Genomic DNA, 22,729 nt, shown 5'->3' on the forward strand with positions numbered 1-22,729 from the left:
GGACGGGTGGCCTCGTGCCCGGTGGCAACTGGGCCGAGGGCATCCGTGTCGTCAGCGGCTCCGTCGCCCGGATCGAGGCCCGCGCTCCTCAGCCCTCCCCGGCGGCCGTCCCCGCCCTGGGGCCCAGGCCCGGCCCCGGGCCCCAGGCCGCGAGGAGGGCCGCCGCCGAGCGGGCCAGGGGGTCGTCGCCGTGGCCGAGGCATTCGGCGGCGCGCAGGACGTCCGTCAGGACGGCCGGGTCGTGGGCCCGGACGGTGAGGGCGAGCAGGGGGCCGAGGCACGCCGCCCATTCCGCCCGTGCGGCGGGCGGGGCGGTCCGGGCCGCGTCGGCCGCGTCTCGGGCCCAGTGCCGGATCTCCTCGGGGTGTGCGCGGGGCAGCGGGAATCCGGTGGATTCCGAGGGGCCCGCAGGACCCGGCGCCTCAGCCGGCTTTCGCGCGGCGGCGGCGAGGGCCGAGGCGAGCGTGGTGTGGTAGCAGGTGCCGAAGAGGTACGCGGCGGCTGTGTCCCCCGCCAGTCCGGCCAGGATCTCGGGGCGGTGCACCGGACCGGGTACGGCACCGTCCGGGCGCTGGGCGGCGGCCAGCGCGTTCCAGCCGGCCCGCCGCCACTGCCCCGGGACGATCCTCGCAGCGGGAACGGCAACGGTGCATGGGTCCGGCCCCGGCACCGGACCGGGCCGGGAATCCGGCGTGCGCCCCTGGCCCCCGTCGAGGGCCGCGTCGCACAGCAGCAGTTCCGCCAGGAGGTCCAGGCTCCCCCGGGCGAGGTGGACACCGAGCAGCATCCGCACGGTCTCGCGCACCCGCGCCACCGTCTCGCCCCCGCAGGGCAGGCGGTGGCGCCGGCCGAAGTCCGTCGCGTAGAGGAGGACATGGGTGAGCGCGTAGGTCTCGTCGCCCGTCAGCCGGAGGACGTCCGCTCCCCGGGCGGCGATGCTCTCCCGGTAGAGCGGGCCGGGGCCGGGCAGCCGGTCGGGGGCCACGAAACCGCCGCGATCGACGAAGTAGCGCAGCTCGATCCTGGAGAGGACCGGCTTGTACGGCCGGCAGTGGCCACCCGCGTCCGCGGTGAGCAGTGCCTGGCAGGACGCGCGCAGCACGGGCTGCGGACGGCCGAGGAGTTCCAGGAGCGCGGTCAGGTTGAGGTGGTACGGGAAGAACGCGTCGCCGCGGCGCAGACCGCGTCCGAACTCCGGCTCGTGGACGATCTCCTCCGCCAGGTCGAGGGCCCGGGAGGACAGGGGCGCGGTGACGGGCACGATGCCCGAGCGGTCCAGCACCCGTACCAGTCCGAGCAGTTCGAGGAGCGGACCGGGCCGGAAGGGGCGGCGGGGCAGGAACTCCTCCCAGCGCCCCGGAGCGAACCAGTCCAGCTGCGCCTCGATCCATTCCAGCGCCCCCGCCAGCACCCGACGGGCGGCTTCCTCCTCGGCCAGGAACAGATCGCCCACGTGCCCGGCGTGCGCGGGGAGCGCGGGCCAGTGCGCCTCGTCGGCCGCGCCGTTCACCGCCCGCTCCGCAGCCGCAGCACCGTCATGGCGACCGCCAGGATCGCGGCGAGAGCACCCAGGTCCGCCCAGCGCGGCAGCAGACCACCGCTGCCGAGCAGGGTCTGCCGGGCCAGGTCGACGGCGTACGTCATGGGGTTGACGTGCATGATCCAGCCGAGCCAGGCCGGGACGTCCTGCGGGCTGAAGACCGAACCGGAAAGGAACAGCATGGGGAACATGGCGAGTTGGACGGTGGCCTGGAGCGTCTGCACGCGGGTGATGACGGTGGCCAGACAGAGGCCGATGACGCTGAACACGGTGGCGGCCAGCGCGTAGCAGCCGAGCGCGGCGGCGAACCGGCCCGCCGTCAGGTCCACGCACATCAGCGGGGCGAAGGCGAGCATCACCGTGCTCTGTGCCGTCACCGTCCCCGCGCCGGCGACGACCTTCCCCAACGGCAGGCAGACCGGGGGCACCGGTGCGACGAGGAGTTCGCGCAGCACCCCGTACTCGCGGTCCCAGGCGTACGTCTGACCGGAGGCGACCCCGATCGACACGACCTGGATGGCGATGATGCCGGGGAAGACGTAGGCGCTGAACGGTACGTCACGGACCGAACCGATCATTCCGTCGAAGCCGACGGCGTAGACCAGGACGAAGAAGAAGATCTGGGTGCCCTGACTGATCAGCACACCCGGCCGTTTGGCCTGCCGCAGCAGATCGCGGTGGGCGATGACCCCGACGGCGCGCAGCGCCACCCGCAGCCTGCCGTCGTCGTCCGCGGGGCCGGGCGGGGCGCACGCCGGAGCGGGAGCGGGGGCGTTCGTCGCGGTCATGGCGTGACCGCCTCCTCCGGGCGCTGGGGCGACTCGCCCGGCCCGGCCGTCGTACCCTCTGCGGCCGCCGCGTCCTCGCCGGCCACCGCCAGGTAGACGTCGTTCATGGACGGGTGGTGCACGGAGACCGCCAGAACCGGGACGTCCAGCGCCCGCACCACCTCCGCGATCCGGGCCTCGGGGTCGGGGCAGTGCACCGCGACCCCGCCGGGTTCGATCAGCGGCTCGAAACCGGCCGCGCGCAACTGCCGTGCGGCGGCCTCGTCGTCCGCGCAGCCGACCACGAGGCGGGACGACTCCAGGCCGCCCTTGAGCCGGTCGACGCTGCCCTGCCGCACGACCCGGCCGCGGCGCAGGATGACGATCTCGTCGGCGTACTCCGCCTCGTCCATGTAGTGCGTCGCGTACAGGACGGTGACCCCCAACTCGTCGCGCAGGCGCAGCAGATCGGACCAGACGGTGGCGCGGGCGGTGGGATCGAGGCCGTTGGTGGGCTCGTCCAGGACGATCAGCCCGGGCCGGTGCAGCAGCGCGCGGGCGATCTCGACGCGTCTGGCCAGTCCGCCGGAGAGCTCCTCGACCGGCTGTCGGCGGCGGCGGGCGAGGCCGAACAGGTCCAGCAGCAGGCTGATCCGGGCCCGGGCGTCGGCTCGTTTCATGCCGTACAGCCGGGCATGGAACCACAGATTCCGTTCGACGGAGAGTTCCTTGTCCAGGGTGCGTTCCTGGAAGACGAGCCCGAGGCGGCGCCGCGCGGCCGTCGGTGAGTCGCGGACGTCGTGGCCGAAGACGCGGACCGTGCCCGCGTCGGGCCGGGCGGCCGTCGAGACGACCCCCAACAGGCTCGACTTCCCCGCGCCGTTGGGGCCGAGCAGGGCGGTGACACGGCCCGGCGGCGAGCTGATCGACACCCCATGCACGGCGGTCACCCTGCCGTGGCGTACGACGAGATCGGTGATCTCGAAGGCCGGTGTCACGGCCTCGTGGCGCGTCGTCGGCGGCCGGGCGGTCATGCCAGCCCCAGCGTGCGGTCCCACGGCAGCGGCCCGTCGCCGACGGGCAGCAGCGCGAGGGCGACGCCCGCCGCGCCCTCCAGCATGCCCGCGGTGTCGACGGCGCGGTGGGGTACGGGCGAACGGGCGGCGGCCGGGAAGCGCATGAGGTGGCGGAACGCGAAGGGCGCGCTCTCGTCGACGAGTTCCAGCACCTTGCCGGTCAGACGTCGGCGTCCGGCACGCAGATCGGGATCGCCGGTCGCCTCGGCGATCCGGGCCACGACACGCAGCAGGCCCGCGTACCCGTGGCAGACGGTGGGCCCCTCGATCGCCCACCGCGACTCGTCGCGGCGCAGCGCGGCCCGCAGCGCGTCGACGGCGGCGGTACGCCAGTCGGGCCGGTCCAGGGCGGTACCGGCCCGGAACAGCGCGGCGGCGACGCCGGGGGTGCCGTAGCACCATGCCGTGCGGGTGAACAGCTGTCGCGGGCGGTGCGGCGCGATCTCCTCGTCCCAGCCCGCGCGGGCGGGCCAGTACGGGCCGGAGTCGTCGCTCAGCGTCCAGCCCAGCAGCCACTCGGCGACGCGCCGGACGGCGTCGCACAGCTCCGGGGTGCCGTGTCCGGCTTCGTACGCGGTGCTGAGCACGGCGAGCGGTCCGGCGATGCCGTGCGCCATGCCGAGGTTGAAGTCCCCGCGCGGGTACGTCTCGCGGTCCCGGGCGCCGATCTGGAGACCGGCGGGCACCCACCAGCCGGGGACCCGGTGGCCGTCGGCACGGACCGGCGCGGTGAGGTCGACGAGGTGGCGCAGGGACGCGGCGAGCGCCGCTTCGACGGCGGAGCCGTTCTCGGCCGGGTCGGCGACCGCGTCCAGGAGCAGTCTGGTCGTCCCCGACACCCCGTTGATCAGGTCGTACGCGGCCCAGTCGACACCGGGGCCGCTCTCCCGCGCGCGGGCGCGGAAGACCCGCAGCCGTTCGGTCTGGTCCTCGGCCACCCGGGCGGCGAGCCCCCGCCGCAGCGAGCGGTAGTGGCCCTCGGGCCCCGCGCAGGTCTGCGCGGCGGCGAGCAGCGCGGCCGGTCCCGAGAACAGGCCCCGGCTCGGCGCGGTCGCCATGGCGCGCCCGGCGGCCACGAGATGACGGTGGGCGACCTGTCGCCGGGCTTCGTCGGTGCGGGCCAGTTCGCCGTGGAGGAGGGCGGTGCCCGGCAGTCCGTTGGCGAGTGTCAGGGGCCCCCACATGACGGCGTCGTAGACGGGGTCGCGGTTGTCGTCCCGCGAGGCGACCGCTGCGACGTGCTCCGGGTCGGCGAGCCGCTCGGCGACGAGACCGACGACCGCGTCGACGTCGAGGGCCGGGGGGCCTCCCGGGGCGGCGGGGGCCGGGTCCGAAGCGGCACGGGAGGGTGGGTCGGGGCGGGTGCTGGTGGAACTCACTGCTGGTGCCTCCGGCGGTTGGCGTGGTCCTGGACGGCGCCGCGGGCGATGCCGAGCACGGTCGTCTCGCGGGCGCCGGAACCGCCGAACAGGCGGTTGCACACCATGTGCAGCAGACTTCCGACGACCCGTCCCTCGGGCGTCTCCCCCGCCGCCCGCACGCACGCGGCGAGCCGTCCCACCGCCCGGTCGCGCGGGCGCAGCGCGTCGAGGACACGGGCGCCGGCCGGGTCGCGCGCGAGGGCGGGCCAGCCGCCGTAGGGGTCGACGAGTTCGCGCCAGCGCGCGCTCCGGGCGCGGAAGGCCCCGGGGAGGTCGCGGCGCGAACCGGTCATGGAAAGCCAGGTCGCGGCGGCGTCGTCGCCGTACCCCTCGGCTGCCTTCGGGCCGCCGGGCACGGGCGTCCCGAACGCGTGGGCCAGCGCGGCGCAGGAGAGGACGGCGAGATCGTCGACGTCGTAGCCGTTCGTGGGGTCCTTGGCCACGCGCAGCAGCGCGACGGCGGCCTCGCTGTCGTACCGGAACACGTCCTCGGCCGGGCGCCGGGCGGCGGGGCCGCCGTAGCGCTCGGTCTCCGGGTCGTACTGGTCGAGGCTGTGGCCGCGCACCACCCCGTCCCGCTGCCAGGTCCGCAGCAGCGCGCCGAGCGCCGGGGCGGCCGTGCCCCACAGGGCCTCGGGACATGGCCCGTGCAGCCGCAGCCGCAGGTGGTGGCCGTGGTCGTCGGTGTACCGGACGAAGAACCAGCGGTCGGCTCCGTGCCGCCCGGCCAGCTCGACCAGCGCGGGCACGTGCTCGCGCAGCAGATCGTCCTGGGCGCGGGCCGATCCGCGCAGCTTGAGGTAGAGCCATTCGCCGCCGAGTCCGTGGACCGTGCGCGGAGTACGGGGCGCGTACGAGGTGCGGAGGGCGGACGAGGGGCGGGGCGGGCCGGGGGTGGGCCGGGCGTGCGGAGTACGAGGAGAATCCGGGGTGCGTGGGGCGTGCGCGGCGGACGAGGGCGGTGCGCCCGGCGCGCGGCTCTCGACGCGACCGCTCCGCACGGGGTCGCGGCTTCCGGCGTACGGGCGGCGCAGGGGGCGGCCGGCGGCCCGGCGGGTCATCGGGACGACGAGTTCCACGACGTGCCCGGCGAGCGGACTGTCCAGCCAGTCCTCGTGCTCCCCGGGGACCTCCTGGGCGATGAGGTCCGGATGGCGCGCCAACTGGTCGAGCAGCAGTTCCCGGTGCCAGACGTCGTCGAGGTCGAGCAGCAGCCGCTGGTCGGCGGTGACCGCGAGGATCCGGCTCGGCACGTCCCAGTCGGCCCGCCAGCCGGCCACGGCACGCGCCCAGTCGGCGGTGCGTTCCCCGTCGTCCCTCGTCCGCAGGTCACGGGCCCGCGCCCGGATCCCGTCCGGCCGCCAGACCGCGGAGGCCAGCACGAACCGCCCGTGCCGCACCCGGGGGACGAACGGCGCGTCGGCGAACGAGCCCCAGTTCCAGGGTTCCCAGAGCCGCTGTCCCTCCAGCCCGATCTCCCACAGCAGGCGGACGGCGTTCGGAGCCTGGGCGGGGGCACTGACCATGTTGCCGAGCACGGGCACGATCTCGCGGCCGGTGGGCATGTGCACGGCGGTCAGCCGGTCGAGGGTGGCGCCGACGCCGATGTCGGCCAGGCGCAGTTCCTCCGTGCCGGGCGCGTCGGGCAGGCCCACACCGATGCGACGGCCGGTGGCCGGGACGGTGTGGGCCAGGTTGGCGGCCCGGCCCGAGCGCGGCCGGAAGGCGAGGTCGACGGCGACGGCGTCCTGGACGTGCACCGGGTTGTCGCGGTGCAGCGCCGCGAACTCCGTCTGCCAGGAAGGGTGCTGGTCGGCGAACCGGGCGAAGGTGGAACCGGCCCGGTGCGATCCGGGCGAGGGCGAGAGGAAGACCAGGAAGTCCCCCGCGTCCAGCGCCGCCGCCGAGGCGGCGACGACCTGCACCGTCACCTCGCAGGAATTGGGCACGTCCGCGGGGTCGGCCGCGTCGTGGCACAGCTCGTCGAGATCCGCGTCGTCGAGGACCACCTCGCGCCGTCCGGTCCGCTGCGCGACGGCCACGAGCCGGGCAACGGCGCGGTTCCTGCGGGCGGTACGCGGCCCCTCGTACGCTTCCGGCGGTACGGGCGCCGCCTCGCTGTTGGGCCAGCCGTAGCCCTCGGGGGCGCCGAGTCCGGTCGACGGGTCGAGGAGTTCCAGGACGGGCACCACGCGGTCGGCCCCGTAGACGTCGAGGAAGCGGCGGTGGTGGTCGCGCAGCGCGAGCAGGCCGAGCTTGGGGCGGGACAGCCGCCACATCACCCCGGCGGCGGTCTCGATCTCGTCGCGCACCGCGTACGGCAGCCGCACATCGGCGTCGAGGCGGGTGTCGACGTGCAGGGGGGTGTCGTCGGGCTCCACCGACCGCGCGGTGCTCAGCAGCCTGCCCAGCTCCTCCCGTCCGGCGCCGACGGGCCGGGCGTCGTACGCCTTCCTCCGCTCCTCCACGGCCAGCAGCGCGTCACGCGTCCGAAGGGTCTCCCCGGACGGTTCGGCGACCCCGGCGAGCACTCCGATGACGTGGTGCAGCGGGTCGCCGCCGTCCAGCGGCGGGCGCAGTCCGGTCAGGAGGATCTCCCCCCGCACCAGTTCGGCGAGCAGACGCCGCACCCGTTCCGGGGACGTCCCGGGGAAGGCGTCGGTGGTGCGCCGGAGCAGTTCCCCGTACGGCAGTGGGGTCATGGCCTCGGTCACGACCCGTTCGACGACCGCGGTCCTGCGCACGGACACGGTGGAACGGCCCTCGCCGCCCTCGCCCGGGGGCACGCCCTGCGTGGAGGGGGCGGTCAGGAGGAGGCGGTCCCCGCGCGCGACGAGGGCCTGGTGCGCCTGGACGATGAGCGTGGACAGCACGGCGGGATCGCGTTCCAGTCGGTGGCCGATCCTGGTGAGCCACTGCATGTCGGCATGGGTGCGGGTGCGGTGCGCCGTGCCGCGCCCGGACTCGGCGGTGGTGTCGAACCGGCCGCGGGCCACGCCCGCGAACAGGCCGAACGGGGTGGGCCGGGTCCGCATCCTGATGTCGTAGCGGAGCACGGCGAGCGCGGCCCGGCGCAGCTGCCCGGGCCTGATGCCGTCGGGGCCGTGCCCGGAGACGCGACGCACCAGGGCGCCGAGGCTGGGCGAGGCGAGATCGAGCGCCTCGCCGAGAACGGTGTCCGCGGCGGCCGAGGCGAGGAGCCGGGCACAGGCGTCGAGGGACCGGGGGTCTCCCCCGGTGGGTGCCCGCAGGCCGCTCCGGGCCTCGGTCCGCGCCCCGGACGGAGGCGTCGGCGGCGCCAGCGGCGCGCGGTACAGGAAGACGTCCTTCGCCTCGAACGGTGCCGCGGGTGATGCCCTGGCCGATGTCCTCGTCGATGCCCGCACCGACGTCCGGGGCTCGTTCTCGGACTGCGTCCCGGGCGTCGTACCGAACGGTGCCGGTGTCCCGGGCGGTGTCTCGGGCCGTTCCCTCACCGTGGTCCCCCTTCTCGTTCCCGTCCGGGCGGACCCGGGGACGGTCCGTGGGGCCGCGTCGTCGTCCCGCACGGCCCCACGGTCGCGCGCCGTCAACAGCAGTGGCTGCAGCCGGAGCCGCCGCCTTCACTCGTACATCCGGGCGTGCAGTAGGAGACGCTCGTGATGGCGGGGCCGGCGACGGACTGCTCCACGCCGATCTCCAGGTCGAGGTCGAACAGGTCGGTCTCGACGTCCGACAGCGGGACGGACTTGATCCCCATGCTGAACTCCTTGCCTCTCGGTGCTGCTTCGGACTCCTTGACGGAAACCGAACGGGCGGTCACGGAACGTGATCCTTGCATCACGATCCATGGCCGCCCCCGACCGTTCAATAGGTTCCGGCCCGGTTGGCAGTCCTGGCAGTCCAGGCAGGCCCCCGCAGGCAGTCCCGCGACCGGGGGCGTCGACGTGCGGCCCCGCGCGACCGCGGCCCTTCCCTGGCCGAAACCACGCCTATACCACGACGGCCCGGGACACGAAGACCTCCACCACTCCCCCGGCTGAAAAATCACGGATCGTCCCGACGGACGGTGAACCGTTCGGCGCTTTCTTGATACGTACGTGATGTGTGCTCGGACGAAGCTCTGCTATCCGCCGTCGCCCACGGCGACCAGACCGCCCTGCGAACGCTCTACGACAGGCATGCCGGCGCGATGCTCCGACTCATCCGCAGACTCACCTCGGACCAGGGCGTTTCCGAGGAGATCCTGCAGGAGACGTGGCTGGCCGTCTGGCGCTCGGCGGCCGGTTTCCGGGGTGATTCCTCCGTCAGGGGCTGGCTGATGGGCGTGGCCAGACGGCAGGCGCACAATCAACTCCGCAGGTCGCGGCCCCGGTTGACGGACCTGTCGGAGGCGCGGGACGTGGCCGACACCGCACCGAGTGTCGAGGACCAGGTCGTGGTGGAGTCCGAGCACTCCGCGCTGCGGGCAGCGGTACGCGCGCTGCCCGAGCATCTGCGCGAGGTCCTCGCGCTGGTGCTGTTCGAAGAGATGGCCTACCCGGAGGTGGCCACCGCGCTCGCCATCCCGGTCGGCACCGTCAAGAGCCGGATGTCCCACGCACGCAAGCGGCTGGGCAACATGCTCGCCGCCACGCGGCTGGAAGGATCGGGACAGCTATGAGTGATCACCTCACGGACGACGTCCTGGCGTGTCTGGCACGCGCCGGGACCGTCGACACGCACCACGACCGGCATCTGGGCGAATGCTCCGACTGCCGTGAGAATTTGGCAGTTTGGCAGAACATCACGTACGCGGTCCGCGCCGAGGCCGAGGTCGAAGAAGCCGTACCCGTACCGTCCTTCGACGACCTGCTGGGGGTCCTGCCCGCCGTCGCGCCGATCGGCACGGCTCCCCGTTCCCCCGCCGTCGCCGTCGTGCCCACCGTCCCCTCCGGCCCCGCCGTCGCCCGCCCGGGACGGACACCGGCCACCGCACGGAAACGCTTCGCCGGGCGGGGAAGCGGGTCCGGGACCGGGCCGGAATCCGCCGCGTCCGGTGCCATGCCGAGCGGCGCCCCCGCATCCGCCGACGCCTCCGTGCCCACGGGCGCCGCCGGTCCCGCGCGGCCCTGGCGGACGGCCTGGCAACTGGCCGTCCAGCAACTGGTGCTGATGCCCCGGCTGTGGGCCCCGCTGAGCGCGATCGGGCTGGTCGCCGCCGCCCTGGTCTCCTCGGCGCAGATGCAGGAGCGCGTCGGGATACGGCTGTTCGGTGCGGTGGTCGTGCTGTCCGCGCTGTTCGGGGCGCTGATCGTGGCCTCACCCCGTCGGGACCCGCGGCGCGAGCTGCTGTTCACGCTGCCCGTGTCGCCCGCGGCGGTGTTCCTGGCCCGGCTGGCGACGGTCCTGTGCGTGGATCTGGCGCTCGCCATGGTCTGCTCCGCGCTGGTGCGGGGGCCCGGCTGGTGGGCGGTGGTGGCGAGCTGGCTCGGCGAGTCGCTGCTGGCGGCCTCGCTCGCTCTCGCGCTCTCCGTCCGCTTCTCGCCACCGGTGGGCGCGGCGGCGGGGGGCACGCTGTGGTTCCTGGGCGTGGTGGGCGGGCCGCACGGACTGCTCAGCACACCGTTCGACGCGCTGCTGGACGGGCTGCTGTCGACGACGCCGTGGACGCTCGCGGCGGCGGCGGCCCTGCTGGTGTGGGCCGCCCGGGCGATGCGGTCGTTCGGCGAGCACGCGCCGTCGTAGCCCCCCGCCGTACGAGGGGCGCGTGCACGCGGCCGTGCCCCGCACCGCCGACTCCGGCTCCTGGCGTGAACCGTCCCGGGCCGGACCGCTACGTACGGGGTGCAACGGGAGGTCGGGGATCAACGGGAGGAACGGGACCATGACCGCTGTACCGTGGTGGGCCCACGAAGCACGTCGCTGCGGACGGCAGGCGTTCGTGCTGCCGGCTCTCGCGGCGATCACCGCATCCGCGGCCGTGGCCACGGGGTCCGGCACCGGAGTCGTTCTCGACCGGGCGCTGCTCGGTTGCGCGCTCCCCACCGCCACCGCGCTGGCGTGTGCGGCCGTGGTGGCGCGGGAGCCGATGCTGGAGCTCCATCTCTCCCTGCCCACCCCTTATCCGCGCACCGTCGCCCGTCGGCTGGCCTGGCCCGCGTCCGTCACGGCTGCCGCCGTCCTCCTCCTGGTGGGGCTGGTGGCGGCCACCCGCCACCAACCCGGTCCCCTCACCGCCCTGTTGGAGCTGTCCGGTCTCTCCGTGCTTCTGAGCGGTGCCGCCGTCTGGGCGACGGTACGGACGGGGTCGGCGACACCCGCGACCGGGCTGGTCGTCGCCGTGGTCCTGGCCAAGCTGCTGCTGGTCGACCGTGTGGTGCCCGAAGGAGCGGCGCAGGCCGTGCCCGCCCTGCTGATCGGGGGCCATCTGTTCTCGCTGGCGCTGCGCGCGCTCCGCCAGGGTGCCCGTTCCGGGGCCCGGCTCGGTCATGGCGACGCCCACCTCGGCCCCCGGGAGGCATGATGACCGCTCTGCTGTGGACCCTTCGCTACGAGGCCCTGATGACGGCCCGCCGAAAGGTGGTCTGGGGCGCCGTGCTGCCCCTGGCCCTGCTGAGCCTGCTGCTGGTGATCACCTCGCCCGTCGTCGGTGGACAGGGCGATCCCGCCGCCCGGACCGGGGCGGCGGCGGTGGTCGTCAACACCTTCTGCACCCTCGGCGTGGGCATCGCGCTCGCGGACCGGTTGCGGCGCGGTCTCGAAGCCCGCGGCATGGCCGAGCTGCTGACCGCCACTCCCGCGGGTCCGCTGCCCCGCACCGCCGGGGTGCTGGGGGGACCGCTGCTGGCCGCCCTGGCGCCGGTCGCCGGTCTCTATCTGCTGTACGCCACGGTGTTCTCGGTGGCCGGCGGTTCCCCTGGCCCGGTCGTGTCCGCGGTGATCGCGCTGGTCACGGCGGTCGTACCGGCGGCGCTGCTGGTCACCGCCTTCGCCGGTCTCCTGGGCGTGCTGCTGCCGGTGGCGGCGGCACGCGCCGTCACGGTCGTGGTGTGGCTGTGGGCCTGTCACTTCCCACCGGCGTTCTCGCCAGTGCCCACGCCGACCGGCACGGTCCTGTCCCCGCTCGGCGGTTATCCACTGGCCGTCTGGGCGCACGCCCCCGAGGTATGGGCCACCCGGCAGGGCACCGGGGCTCTGCGCCCGGCGGTCGACGACGCGGCGGCGCTGCTGAACGTCGCGCTCGTCCTCGCGATGGCCGCGGCCTGCTATGTGCTGGGGCATCTTGCCGCCCGCACCGGACGACACGGAGCATCATGAACATCACCACGGAACAACTGACAAAAGTTCATCCCGGCGGCCTGCGTGCCCTGGACGCGGTCGACCTCCACATCGAGAGCGGCACCGTCGGGCTGCTGGGTGCCAACGGGGCGGGGAAGACCACTCTGTTGCGCATCCTGACCGGCGTGCTGCGCCCCACCTCCGGGCGCGTCCACGTCGCCGGACACGATCTGTCGACGAGTTCCGGGCTCGCCGCCGTGAAGCGCACCCTCGGCTATCTGCCGCAGGAACTGTCCTTGTACCCGGACCTGACGGCACGCGAGTTCCTCGACTACATCGGCGTGCTCAAGGGTATCCACGACAGACGTGAGCGGCGCCGTCAGGTCGACGAGCGGATTGCCGAGGTGGGTCTGGCCGACCGGGCCGGAGAGCGACTGGCCGGCTTCTCCGGAGGGATGAAGCGACGGGTCGGTATCGCACAAGCCCTCATGGGCGCCCCGACGGTACTGATCGTCGACGAACCCACCACCGGACTGGACCCGCATGAACGGATGCGTTTCCGCACGCTGCTCGCCGGCCTCGGCCGAGGCCGCACGGTGCTGCTGTCCACCCACATCCTCGACGACGTCGCCCAGACCTGCCCCGATGTGGCCGTGCTCGCCTCCGGCCGTCTGGTCTTCCACGACTCCACCACCGCCCTGGTCAGTCGGGCCGCGGGCTGCACCTATGTCCACCGACCCGCCGGACACGCAGAAGGGCCACCGCCCGGCGCCGAGGTGGTCAGCGCGGTGACCACCTCGGCAGGTACCGAGTACCGCATCGTCACGACCTCTCCGCCCGCCGGGGCCCGCCCCGTCGAACCATCGCTCGAGGACGGATACGCCGCTCTTCTCGGCGCCGACGTCCGGACCCACCCCACCAGCATTCCGACAGTGAGGTAGCAGACACATGACCACGCATCGCCGTTGCATCGCCGTCTCGGCCCTGACCGGTGCGGCACTCCTGGCGCTCACCGCCTGCGGGGGCGGCGGCCTCAGCGAACCGGCCACCACGGACCCCGTACCGCTGCCCAGCCCGACCGCCACCAAGCAGGAGGTCACGGAGAAGAACCTCGGCTACACCTGGCCGCTGAACGTCGATCGCGGAACCGCCGAATGCCGCCAGGGCGATCAGGCCGTGATCACCGTCCCCGACGGCACGACGTATGCGCTCAACGACCGTGCCCGGGACGCCGGTTACGCCGACATCGCACCGGCGCGACGGTCCGGGGACGGCGGCGACAAGGTGAGCCTCGGCACTCTGATCAGCAGGACACTGAAACTCTGCAAGGTCGGCCGATGACCGGAGACAGGTGTGCGCGGGCGAGTCACGAGCGTGATCCGACACCGTGTGTCGCCCAGTGACCGCGGGACGACCATCACCGGGATCGACGCTACGGGGAACAGCGCCTTGCACCACAGCGAGCAGCAGCACGCATCGACCGCCACCGAGCTCCATGTCCTGGCCCATTCGGGACTCAAGCCATACTTCGACCCGCCGAACGCGCTGCTGGGCGTACTTCGTTCCGGTCTGGGCCGGGTCGAATTCATCAGCGCCGCCCAGCTGAACGCACCCTGTGGTGCGCTTGATCTGCCGGTACTGATGCCGGTCACCAGTGAGTTCCAGGCCGAGGAACTGCGTGCGGTGAGAGTGCGGCATCCGTTGTCCCTGCTCGTCGCCGTCACCAACGACATCTCGGGGTATCGGACGTACTACGCGATCCGTTCCGGCGCGAACTTCGTGCTCAACCTCGCCATACCCGGGGAGAGCCAGCGCGATCTGCTGTACGCACAGCTCAGAGCGCATCTCCTGGCCGGCCCTGGCGGCCCCTTCGCCCCTGGCGGTCCTTTCGCCCCCGCCGGGGCGATCGACACCACCGACGCCGCGGCGGCCGATGCGCAGGGGAGCCTGGCGGACCGGGAGGGCCCTCACCGTTGCCGGTTCCATGACGGAGAGCCGTCAAGGGCGGAGGCCAACCGCGAGGGGGACATACCCGAGCAGCGTCGGCGTCCTGACGCGCCCTCGTATGATGCGGAGCTTTTGCGGCTGCTCTGTACGCCCATCACGGTGGCCGAGATCGCGCGCCGTCATTACTACTGCTCCGAGCGGTCCATGTATCGCCGTATCCGCAGGCTCTACGACGATCTGGGGGTCGGGGGCCGTGCCGAACTGATGTCGTTGGCCGCTGTGCTCGGCCCTCAGCGCCCGGTGACGGCGCGGGCCAGCTGAGGGTCTGCCCGACGGCGTGAGCCTGTTGACGGCATGGGCGGGCTTCATGTGGACGGCTTCGTATGCTCGCAGCTGCCGTGCAGGCGGGCGGGGCGGCCCCCCGGGTGGACGGGGGCCGCTTCCGGGTCAGCGGATGGCTGCGTCGGCCGACTCCAGGAGCTGGAAGAATCCGGCCTCCACGTCCCCGTCGACGGCGAGCCCTGCCAGGGGGCCTTCGTACTGGGTGCGGCCGGAAGCCAGTACCTGCACTCTGTCGCAGACCTGGGCGACTTCCGCCAGTTGGTGGCTGGCGATGAGGACCGCCACTCCCTCGTCGGCCAGCGAGCGGATGATTCCGCGCATCTCGCGGATGCCGACGGGGTCGAGGCCGTTGGTGGGTTCGTCGAGAACGATCAGCCTCGGCCTGGCGAGCAGGGCAACGGCGATCCCCAGCCGCCAGCGCATGCCGAGGGAGTACGCACCGACTTTGCGGCGGCGTGCGTCGGTCATCTTGACGAGGTGCAGCGCGGGGTCGATCCATTCGGTCGGTACGCCGCGCAGTTTGGCATGCAGTTTCAGCGTTTCGTCGGCCGTGAGGTTCGGCCACAGGCCGGGGACCTCGATCAGGGCGCCGACCTCGGCCAAGGTTTCGCGTCCGACCGGCCTGCCGAAGATCTCGATGGTGCCCGATGTGGGGCGTTGCAGGCCGAGCAGGGCTTTCATGAGCGTGGTCTTGCCGGCACCGTTCGGCCCCAGGAGGCCGTAGACCTCCCCGGTCTCGACCGTGAGGTCCACGCCGTCCAGGGCGCGGTGGGGGCCGTAGTGCTTGTGCAGGCCTCGGATGGTGAGTGCCGGTGCCGTCCGTGTTTCCGGCCGGGCCGGTGTCGCGGTCATGGTCAGATCTCCTTACGACGCATGTGCATGCTGCCGACGACCAGCAGGACCGCGGTCAGCGCGGCGGCGAGGCCCACGGCGAGCGGGATGGCCGACATCTGGGTCACCGGACTGTCCTTGGGCAGCGGCACCCCGTTGGGCCCGATTCCGGCGAGCGGAAGGACCACTCTCATCGGCCAGGCGAACGGGACGGCGTACCAGAAGACCTTGTCCGAGACCAGGGCCCCGCACAGCAGGCCCGCGACGCCCACTCCGATGCTGGGACCCATGCCCCACACCACCGCGACCAGCACCGCAAGCGCTGTCATCGACAGCCCCACCAGCCAGGGCAGGTACACCGCGGCGACCACCGTCCCCATCGCTCCGGGAAAGCGGCCGCTGACCATGGCACCGAGGGAGAGCATCACGAGCAGCACGGTGGAGGAGATGAACCCCAGAACGCCGAGGGCGGCGACCTTGCCGATGAAGTAGCGCCCGCGCGGCACGCCGTAGGAGAGCAGCAGCCGCCAGGCGTCCTGGTCGGCACGGACCGTGAGCGCCGCGGCCAGCCCGGCCGTCATGGGCACCAGCACGCCCCAGAACTCCAGGGTCACGTTCCGGAACACCTCGAAGGTCTGGCCCGCCTTCGCCTCGGAGGAGCCGAGGGCACCGAGAAAGAGCGGGATCGTGATGACGACGGGGGCGAGGAGGTGGTACCAGGGAACGAACCCTCTTTTGTTGCGGGCGAGTTCCGTACTCACCACCGTCGCCAGTGAGGGGTTGTCGCGGCGCCCCGCGAGGGGTGGGGCCGCCATGTCGTACGCCATGTGCACTCCTACCTGGCCACTGTGCGGTTGCATCAGGTACGTAGCCGCGGCCCGCGTCGAGGTTCACGGCCGGGGACGGCGTTGACCCGTTCGGCAGCTGCCGGACAGGTGGCGGACGACTGCCGAACGCCTGCCAATCGCGTGGCCGACGGGGGTGTCCCGCCGCGTCCGAATGGGAGTGTCGTGAGCGCCGCCGGGCTGTGCGCGCACCGGAAGAAGGGCCCGTCCGCCCGGCACGGTCACATCACCGTCAGGGAGGAACACCGATGAAGTCACTCCGCCGCACGCTCGCCGTCGGGGCCATGGCCCTCACGCTCACGGGGTTCGCGATCCCCGCCGCCTCCGCCGTCCCGGGCACCGCCCGGCCGGCCGTGACGCGCGAGATCTCCGTCATGAAGACCTGGCACGCCACGGTGCAGTGCCAGATCGTCCGTATCAGTGACAACCACGTCGTGGGGTACGACAGGGCCGACGGCACCGGCAACACCGAGCAGGCGGCCATCAACGACGCGGCGCGCAACATCCCCGTCCCGGCGGGTCACTACAAGCGCCACTGCGACGCCAAGCGCACCTGGTAGCCTCGGGCAAGGGGGCGGATGGCTTCGCCCCCTTTTGTCATTTTTCCACCGCCTCTCTCCTCTCCTTTTATCCTTCCTTTTCCAATTTCTTCTGCCCCTTTCTCTCCGTTGATCCGGGACGTGAGCGATGCCTGAGAACCCGAGTGTCTGGGAAGTGCGGCTGGGCATTTACGCCACTCCGCAGCAAGCCGAAGAGATCAAAGAGCGCATCGCCAGACTGCTCTGTCCCGATCCCGACCACGCCCCGCCGTGCCCGATTCCGTGGTCGGTCTCCCTTCGCCACGAGGAGGGGCTGGAGGAGGACGGCTCGTACGCGGAACTGATCGAGCAGGCCGAGGCGGAGAAGCACCTCCGCCCATAGCCCGAGCGCGCCACCCCGGCCCGAGCGCGGTCCCGCCGCGCCATCCGCATGCGACGCGGCCTCAGCCGGACGCGTGCCGACGCGACTTGGCCGGACGCGCGCCTCGCCGAGGGGGCCGGGTGGCCGGGTGCCCCGCGAGGGCGCGGTTCGCAACGGCGCGAATTCGTCGAATGTCGCGCGGGCCCGTGCGGTCGGTGGAACCGCGACGCGCCTGTGCCGCAGGGGATCACGAACCGCTCACAGACGTTCAGGCGTCCCCAACCATCAAGCATTTTCGGTCACACATGACTTCCCTCTCCCTCCCGCACGAGGTTGACTGGGGGATCACGCATGGTGATGCCGCCGCCCTGTTCCGGGGGTGCTTGCCGTCGTGGGCCCGCGGGCCCGGCCCCGATGCCTCGAAACCGGCGGAGGAGAGTGAGCAGGGATGACCGCCTTGTCGCACACGGTGATCCTCTGGCCGAAACCCGGTGTCGAAGGGCGGCCCGCCTCTCCCCGCGTATCCGCGCCGACGCACGAATTCGATCAGCTCCCCATTCGTATCGTTCATCCGCATTGTCTCGACGAGGGGCACCAATGAGCCAGATCGCGCTGCCAGCGTTTCACATGCCGTTCGAGAGCACCGGATGCAATCCCGGCATCGAGGAGACCAGGAAAGTCGCCTGGGGGTGGGCCGAGTCCCAGGGGCTCGTGCTTTCCGCGACGGCCCGGAAGAAGATGATCCGGACCACGCCGGAGCTCTGGATCTCCCTCATATTCCCCACTGCTTCGCAACCGCATCTCGATCTCTTCTGCCAATGGCTGTTCTGGGCCTTCCTCGTCGACGACGAGTTCGACGACGGTCCTGCCGGTCGTGATCCCCGGATGTGCGAGGCGGCGATCGACCGGCTGGTGACGGTGCTCGACGGCGGGCCGCCGCGCGGTGCCATGGAGCACGCGCTCGTAGACCTGCGGGAGCGGACGTACCGGGGCCGCCCGGCGCACTGGCTCCGGCAGTTCCGCCGGGACACGGTCGCCTGGTTGTGGACCTACTGCGCCGAGGCCGTGGAGCGGGCCGCGGGACAGGTGCCGACCAGGGAGGATTTCGTGCGGCACCGCCGGGACTCCGTGGCCATGCAGCCGTTCCTGGACCTGCATGAGATCACCGCCGGGATCGACCTTCCGGAGTCGGCCCGTGCGCTTCCCGCGTACATCGCCCTGCGCAACGCCGTGACCGATCATTCCGGGCTCTGCAACGACATCTGTTCCTTCGAGAAGGAGGCGCGGCTCGGCTACGAGCACAATGCCGTGCGGCTCATCCAGCGCGAGCGCGGATGCACCCTCCAGGAGGCCGTCGACGAGGCCGGGGCGCAGCTCGGGGGTGTGGCGGAGCGCGTCCGGCGCGCCGAGCGGGAGCTGGTCGAGCAGATCGCGGCGGCCGGGATCGAGGGTTCCGCCCGGGTGGCGTTGGAGCGGTGCGTGCGGGACTACCGCGGGCTGGTCCGGGGCGACTTCGACTACCACGCCCGCGCGGAGCGCTACACCCGTCCGGATCTGGTGGAGATCGACGACCGGGAGACGCTGTCCCGGTTCTTCGCCGCCTGACCGGCCGGGCGGCGCAGGCCAGAAGGGTCAAGCAGGACGAGTCAAGCCGGCGGGTCAAGGCGGGTGGGGCGGACCGGGCGGTCAGGCCGGAACGGAGCCGCTCGGTCCTCCCGGGGCGGTCTCCGCCGGGCCCGGTTCGTCCTCCGTGCCGCTCAGCGGCAGCGCTCTCAGGGCCAGCGCCCAGCCCAGCCGGGCCTCGCCGGACTCCGCGGAACGGCCGGTGAGTTCGGCGACCCGGCCGATCCGGTTGAGGACCGTGTTGCGGTGGCAGTAGAGCTGTTCGGCGGCGCGCGCCGCCGAACAGCCGTTGGCGAGCCAGACCCGGAGCGTGTCGAGCAACGTGTCCCGTTCGGCCGCGCTGTCCAGCACGGAGCCCAGGTAGGCGGTGACGATGCGCTCGGCGATCTCGGGCCGCCCGACGAGCAGGACCTCCGGCAGCCGGTCGTCGAACGCCGCCACCTCCCCGCTCCCGGCCGGCAGGGTGCGCAGGGCCTGCTCGGCCAGTCGCAGGGCCCGGCCCGACTGGGAGAGCCGGTCGAACTCCGGTGACACCCCGGCGGTCGCGGTGGTGCGGTGGCGCAACAGGTCGAGCAGTACGCCGGACTCCCCGGCGGCGAGCCGCACGATTCCCGCGTACCGGCCGGACCTCGGCCGCCAGAAGGACCAGAGGCCGTGGTCGTCGAGGACGGGCGCCGGGTTGGGCGGCGCGGCCGGGTCCTGGGCGGCGACCACGATGACGTACCGGTCGTGGACGGGTACGCCGAGCGCGGCGGCCGCGGCCGAGGCGACGGCCGGGTCGTCCCCGCGCCCGTCGAGCAGGGCCTCGAAGAGGGCGACGCGGCGGGTGTCCTGGCGGCCCTGCATCTCCAGCTGGGTCAGCCGGTACGACTCCGCCATCACGAGGGAGTAGCGGTCGATGGTCTCCCACACGGCACCCGCGATGTCGAGCTCGGTGTCCGGGTCCGCCCCGTACACCCGGCCGCGATCACCGATCCGGCCCGCGCCGTCCCCCCGGCCGCCGCCACCGGTCCGGCCCGCCCCGTACGTCCCGTCGGCCCGGTCCTGCGTGTCGCTGCGGCCGGTCCGGCCGGTCCTGGACGCCCGCAGGTGCTCCGCCATCACCTGCCACATCACCCGGCCGCCGCGCCGGTACGCCTGGAGCACGGTGTCCAGCGGCACGTTCTGTTCCGCCCGTCGCCGCCCCGTCTCCCGGGCCGCGTGCTCGAAGTCGCCCGCGCTGGGCGGCAGTCCGCCGAAGTCCTCCAGCGCCCGCAGCAGGTTGTCGCGGCAGATCTCCCACAGGTCGTCGCGGCTGACGGGGGTACCGGAGGCATAGGCGTCGCTGTGCGCGTGGATGTCCGCGACGACCCGCCGGGTCAGCTCGTCGATCTCCGGGACCATGGCGACCGCCAGCGCGTGCCGCAGCCCGCCGTCCTCCCCGCCGCTCCTCCGGTCGCCGCGCTCGCCGAGGGGCGCGTTCCGGTTCCGCTGGTTCTCCGCCATGCCAGCAGATTAGGCGCTCTGTTTGGACGGGGCCCTGGCCGGGGCTTTGGACAGGACTTTAGGCGGATGCCTTGCCGCGTACACATCCGAGGGGCCAATGCCCAGGTGATCGGTGCGCATGATGGGCACCTGCACATTGTGCCGGGGTGGGTCGACGGCCGATTCTGAGCAGCACCAGCCCTGTAAACACCATGTTTCCCGGAGCGTGTCATGTTTCTGAGCGTCGCCTCTGTCCTCGGTGAGTCGGCTCGCAGCCACCCCGACCGTGTCGCCGTCGTCGACGCGGACACGCGGCTCACCTACCGGGAACTGTGGGCGCGGGCGCTGCGCTGCGCGGGCGCGCTGCGGGCGTCCGGGGTGCGGCCGGGCGACCGGGTGGCGGTGCTGCTGCCGAACACGGCGGACTTCCTGTACGCGTACTACGGGGCGCTGGCCGCCGGGGCGACGGTCGTTCCGGTGCACGGGCTGCTGGTGGCCGACGAGGTGGCGTACGTACTGCGGCACAGCGGTTCGTCGGTGCTGGTCAGCGGTGGTCCGCTGTGGCCGGTCGCCGAGGAGGCGGCGGGGGTCGCGGGAGTGCGGGCGGTGTGCGGCGTACCGGAGGACGGCGAGCCGCTGCCCGCTGCGGAGCCCGCGGCTCCGGACGGCACTGCGGTGATCCTCTACACCAGCGGGACCACCGGGCGGCCGAAGGGAGCCCTGCTCACCCATCTCAACATCGTGATGAACGCGTCCGTGGTCGCCCACGACCTGCTGGAGCTGGGCTTCGACGACGTCGTGCTGGGCTGTCTGCCGCTGTTCCACAGCTACGGGCAGACCTGTGCCATGAACGCGACGCTGAGGGCGGGGGCGACGCTCGTCCTGATGCCCCGGTTCAGCGGGCCGGGCGCCCTGGAGCTGCTGGCCGCCGAGAACGTGAGCGTGTTCATGGGCGTGCCGACGATGTATCACGCGCTCGTCGAGGCGGCGGCGCAGGACTCCGCGGCGCTGGTCGGCGCGACGCGGGGGCTCACCCTGCGCGCGGCCGTCTCCGGCGGTGCCGCGCTCCCCGTCGCCGTGCTCGAACGCTTCGAGGCGACCTTCGCGACGCAGGTCCTGGAGGGGTACGGGTTGACCGAGACCTCCCCCGTCGCCACGTTCAACCAGCCCCGGACCGGCCGCCGCCCCGGCACGGTCGGTCACCCGGTGTGGGGCGTGGAGACGGGCGTCGCGGACGCGGCGGTGGAGGACGCCGTGGTGCTGCTGCCGGACGGCGAGGTCGGCGAGGTGGTGGTGCGCGGGCACAACGTCTTCGCGGGGTATCTCGACGATCCGGAGGCGACGGCAGCCGCCGTGGTCGACGGCTGGTTCCGCACCGGTGATCTCGGAGCGCGGGACGAGGACGGCTTCCTGCGCATCGTCGACCGGAAGAAGGACCTGGTCATCCGGGGCGGCTTCAACATCTACCCGCGTGAGGTCGAGGAGGTGCTCGTGCGCCACCCGGCGGTCGGCGAGGTCGCCGTGATCGGTGTGCCGGACGAGGAGCGCGGCGAGGAGATCTGCGCGGTCGTGGTGACGCGCGCGGAGGCCGGGGCGGTGACGGAGGAGGAGCTGATCGCCTGGGCCCGGGAGCGGCTCGGTCGGCACAAGTACCCCCGGATCGTGCGGTTCACCGACGCCCTGCCCCTGGGCCCGACCGGCAAGGTCCTCAAGCGGGCCCTGACCTCGCCCACTCCCTGACCTCTACGCCCCCCGACCGGGCCCGCTTCCTGACCTCCCCGCCCCCGACCGGGCCGGCCGGACACCGCCCCCGGGCCGGCCGGCCCCGCCCCCGCCCCGAGGACCAGCCGGCCTCGGGGCGGGGGAACACTCCCTCGCACCGCTCACGGACACGCCCCCGTCGACGGGAAAACGGCACACGAAGACCGGAGCCACCCGCCATGACCGCCACCGCCCAGCCTCTCGCCTCCGTCGTCGACAGCGGGTCCGCCGGGCAACGCCCCGCCCTCAAGGAGAAGCTGGGCTACTTCGCGGGCAACTTCGGGAACGGCAGTAAGCCCGGCTGCCTCGGAGGACTGGTGGTCGCCGCGCTCGGCAACGGCGCGCTGCTGTTCGTCCCGTACGACACGGTCCCGGCGATCCTGGTCTGTCTGGCCGTCGCGGGCCTCGGCATGGGAACGGCGACCACCCTCAACTACACGCTGCTGGCCGAGCTGACCGACTACGTCGAGTGGCACCACGGCCATCGCACCGAGGGGGCCCTGGCGTCCCTGGCCTCGTTCGCGGTCAAGGCGGGCGGCGGGCTGGGCGGCGCGGCCACCGCGTACTGCCTGGGCCTGTTCGGCTACGTGGCACACGCCGACCAGTCGGAACGGGCGCTGGACGGCATCCGCTACGCGCAGGGCGGGATTCCGATGACGCTCATACTGCTCGGCGGACTGGTCTTCCTGGCGTATCCGATCAACCGCCACGTCTCGGCGCGGATCGCGAACGAACTGGCCGAGCGCCGGGCGGCCGTCCCGGCGGACGGCGCGAGCGGAACCGACGACGCGAACGGGTCCCGGAACGCGGGCGGATCCGGGAGCACGAGCGGATACGGAGGAAACGACGCACGCGGATCCGGAGGAAAGTGAGCTCCGGAGCAGAGGATCCCGGAGGACGACCGAACCGGTCGGACCATCGGAAGGAAACGAGCTCGTGGGAAACCGACCCCGAGGAGAGCAGGCTCGGAGGA

The 22,729-nt window shown here is 73.0% G+C and carries 21 protein-coding genes; 12 read left to right on the forward strand and 9 right to left on the reverse strand.

Annotated elements, in window-relative coordinates; genetic code table 11:
* Window positions 1-88: 88 nt before the first annotated feature.
* The 6 genes from AB0E67_RS01245 to AB0E67_RS01270 all read right to left on the reverse strand — a co-directional run bounded on the left by AB0E67_RS01245 (window position 89) and on the right by AB0E67_RS01270 (window position 8,543).
* Window positions 89-1,510 (reverse strand): hypothetical protein, encoded by a 1,422-nt coding sequence (locus tag AB0E67_RS01245; RefSeq protein WP_362019340.1) that lies wholly within the window; start codon window positions 1,508-1,510, stop codon window positions 89-91.
* Window positions 1,507-2,328, reverse strand: a complete 822-nt coding sequence (locus tag AB0E67_RS01250) for an ABC transporter permease (RefSeq protein WP_362019342.1) — start codon at window positions 2,326-2,328, stop codon at window positions 1,507-1,509. Before AB0E67_RS01250 ends, AB0E67_RS01245 begins: the two co-directional genes overlap by 4 nt.
* Complete coding sequence (locus AB0E67_RS01255) at window positions 2,325-3,341, reverse strand: ABC transporter ATP-binding protein (protein ID WP_362019345.1); 1,017 nt, start codon at window positions 3,339-3,341, stop codon at window positions 2,325-2,327. The genes AB0E67_RS01250 and AB0E67_RS01255 overlap by 4 nt, the downstream gene beginning before the upstream one ends.
* Window positions 3,338-4,762, reverse strand: coding sequence for a lanthionine synthetase C family protein (locus AB0E67_RS01260; RefSeq protein ID WP_362019348.1), 1,425 nt, complete (start codon window positions 4,760-4,762; stop codon window positions 3,338-3,340). Before AB0E67_RS01260 ends, AB0E67_RS01255 begins: the two co-directional genes overlap by 4 nt.
* The gene (locus tag AB0E67_RS01265; RefSeq protein WP_362019351.1) at window positions 4,759-8,280 is read right to left on the reverse strand and encodes a thiopeptide-type bacteriocin biosynthesis protein; all 3,522 of its coding nucleotides are present in this window, start codon (window positions 8,278-8,280) and stop codon (window positions 4,759-4,761) included. Before AB0E67_RS01265 ends, AB0E67_RS01260 begins: the two co-directional genes overlap by 4 nt.
* Before the next feature lie 92 nt (window positions 8,281-8,372).
* Complete coding sequence (locus AB0E67_RS01270; protein ID WP_362019354.1) at window positions 8,373-8,543, reverse strand: gallidermin/nisin family lantibiotic; 171 nt, start codon at window positions 8,541-8,543, stop codon at window positions 8,373-8,375.
* A 345-nt stretch (window positions 8,544-8,888) separates the two neighbouring features.
* Between AB0E67_RS01270 and AB0E67_RS01275 the strand changes: the two genes are divergently transcribed.
* The 7 genes from AB0E67_RS01275 (at window position 8,889) to AB0E67_RS01305 (ending at window position 14,311) form a co-directional block, all read left to right on the forward strand.
* On the forward strand, window positions 8,889-9,446 hold the full coding sequence (locus AB0E67_RS01275; RefSeq protein ID WP_362019357.1) for a sigma-70 family RNA polymerase sigma factor: 558 nt from the start codon (window positions 8,889-8,891) through the stop codon (window positions 9,444-9,446).
* Window positions 9,443-10,510 (forward strand): hypothetical protein, encoded by a 1,068-nt coding sequence (locus AB0E67_RS01280; protein ID WP_362019360.1) that lies wholly within the window; start codon window positions 9,443-9,445, stop codon window positions 10,508-10,510. Before AB0E67_RS01275 ends, AB0E67_RS01280 begins: the two co-directional genes overlap by 4 nt.
* A 139-nt stretch (window positions 10,511-10,649) precedes the next feature.
* Window positions 10,650-11,288: a hypothetical protein gene (locus AB0E67_RS01285; protein WP_362019363.1), complete on the forward strand. Its 639-nt coding sequence runs from the start codon at window positions 10,650-10,652 to the stop codon at window positions 11,286-11,288.
* Window positions 11,288-12,082: a hypothetical protein gene (locus AB0E67_RS01290; RefSeq protein WP_362019366.1), complete on the forward strand. Its 795-nt coding sequence runs from the start codon at window positions 11,288-11,290 to the stop codon at window positions 12,080-12,082. The genes AB0E67_RS01285 and AB0E67_RS01290 overlap by 1 nt, the downstream gene beginning before the upstream one ends.
* Entirely contained in the window at window positions 12,079-12,984 is a 906-nt protein-coding gene (locus tag AB0E67_RS01295) for an ATP-binding cassette domain-containing protein (RefSeq protein ID WP_362019369.1), read from the forward strand. Before AB0E67_RS01290 ends, AB0E67_RS01295 begins: the two co-directional genes overlap by 4 nt.
* Window positions 12,985-12,991: 7 nt before the next feature.
* A complete protein-coding gene (locus AB0E67_RS01300) occupies window positions 12,992-13,384 on the forward strand; it encodes a DUF2511 domain-containing protein (protein ID WP_362019372.1) in 393 nt (130 codons plus the stop codon).
* 108 nt (window positions 13,385-13,492) lie between these two features.
* Window positions 13,493-14,311: a hypothetical protein gene (locus AB0E67_RS01305; protein WP_362019375.1), complete on the forward strand. Its 819-nt coding sequence runs from the start codon at window positions 13,493-13,495 to the stop codon at window positions 14,309-14,311.
* Between the two features lie 126 nt (window positions 14,312-14,437).
* Here AB0E67_RS01305 and AB0E67_RS01310 read toward each other — a convergent pair whose 3' ends face one another.
* Together AB0E67_RS01310 and AB0E67_RS01315 are read right to left on the reverse strand one after the other, a co-directional pair.
* On the reverse strand, window positions 14,438-15,184 hold the full coding sequence (locus AB0E67_RS01310; protein ID WP_362019378.1) for an ATP-binding cassette domain-containing protein: 747 nt from the start codon (window positions 15,182-15,184) through the stop codon (window positions 14,438-14,440).
* Window positions 15,185-15,186: 2 nt separating this feature from the next.
* On the reverse strand, window positions 15,187-15,990 hold the full coding sequence (locus AB0E67_RS01315; protein ID WP_362019381.1) for an ABC transporter permease: 804 nt from the start codon (window positions 15,988-15,990) through the stop codon (window positions 15,187-15,189).
* 266 nt (window positions 15,991-16,256) lie between these two features.
* On the opposite strand from AB0E67_RS01315, the gene AB0E67_RS01320 reads away from it, so the two are divergent.
* The 3 genes from AB0E67_RS01320 to AB0E67_RS01330 all read left to right on the forward strand — a co-directional run bounded on the left by AB0E67_RS01320 (window position 16,257) and on the right by AB0E67_RS01330 (window position 18,513).
* Window positions 16,257-16,568 (forward strand): hypothetical protein, encoded by a 312-nt coding sequence (locus tag AB0E67_RS01320; RefSeq protein ID WP_362019384.1) that lies wholly within the window; start codon window positions 16,257-16,259, stop codon window positions 16,566-16,568.
* Between the two features lie 127 nt (window positions 16,569-16,695).
* Complete coding sequence (locus AB0E67_RS01325; RefSeq protein WP_351522881.1) at window positions 16,696-16,929, forward strand: hypothetical protein; 234 nt, start codon at window positions 16,696-16,698, stop codon at window positions 16,927-16,929.
* A 606-nt stretch (window positions 16,930-17,535) separates the two neighbouring features.
* A complete protein-coding gene (locus AB0E67_RS01330; protein WP_362021355.1) occupies window positions 17,536-18,513 on the forward strand; it encodes a terpene synthase family protein in 978 nt (325 codons plus the stop codon).
* A gap of 81 nt (window positions 18,514-18,594) precedes the next feature.
* On the opposite strand, the gene AB0E67_RS01335 is transcribed toward AB0E67_RS01330, so the two are convergent.
* On the reverse strand, window positions 18,595-20,016 hold the full coding sequence (locus AB0E67_RS01335; protein WP_362019387.1) for a helix-turn-helix domain-containing protein: 1,422 nt from the start codon (window positions 20,014-20,016) through the stop codon (window positions 18,595-18,597).
* Window positions 20,017-20,226: 210 nt separating this feature from the next.
* Here AB0E67_RS01335 and AB0E67_RS01340 point away from each other — a divergent pair, with 210 nt between their 5' ends.
* The gene (locus tag AB0E67_RS01340) at window positions 20,227-21,735 is read left to right on the forward strand and encodes a long-chain fatty acid--CoA ligase (RefSeq protein ID WP_362019390.1); all 1,509 of its coding nucleotides are present in this window, start codon (window positions 20,227-20,229) and stop codon (window positions 21,733-21,735) included.
* 200 nt (window positions 21,736-21,935) lie between these two features.
* Window positions 21,936-22,628, forward strand: coding sequence for an MFS transporter (locus AB0E67_RS01345; protein WP_362019392.1), 693 nt, complete (start codon window positions 21,936-21,938; stop codon window positions 22,626-22,628).
* Window positions 22,629-22,729 lie beyond the last annotated feature (101 nt).

Origin of the sequence: Streptomyces sp. NPDC032161 (assembly GCF_040636995.1) — a bacterium.
Classification (GTDB): domain Bacteria; phylum Actinomycetota; class Actinomycetes; order Streptomycetales; family Streptomycetaceae; genus Streptomyces.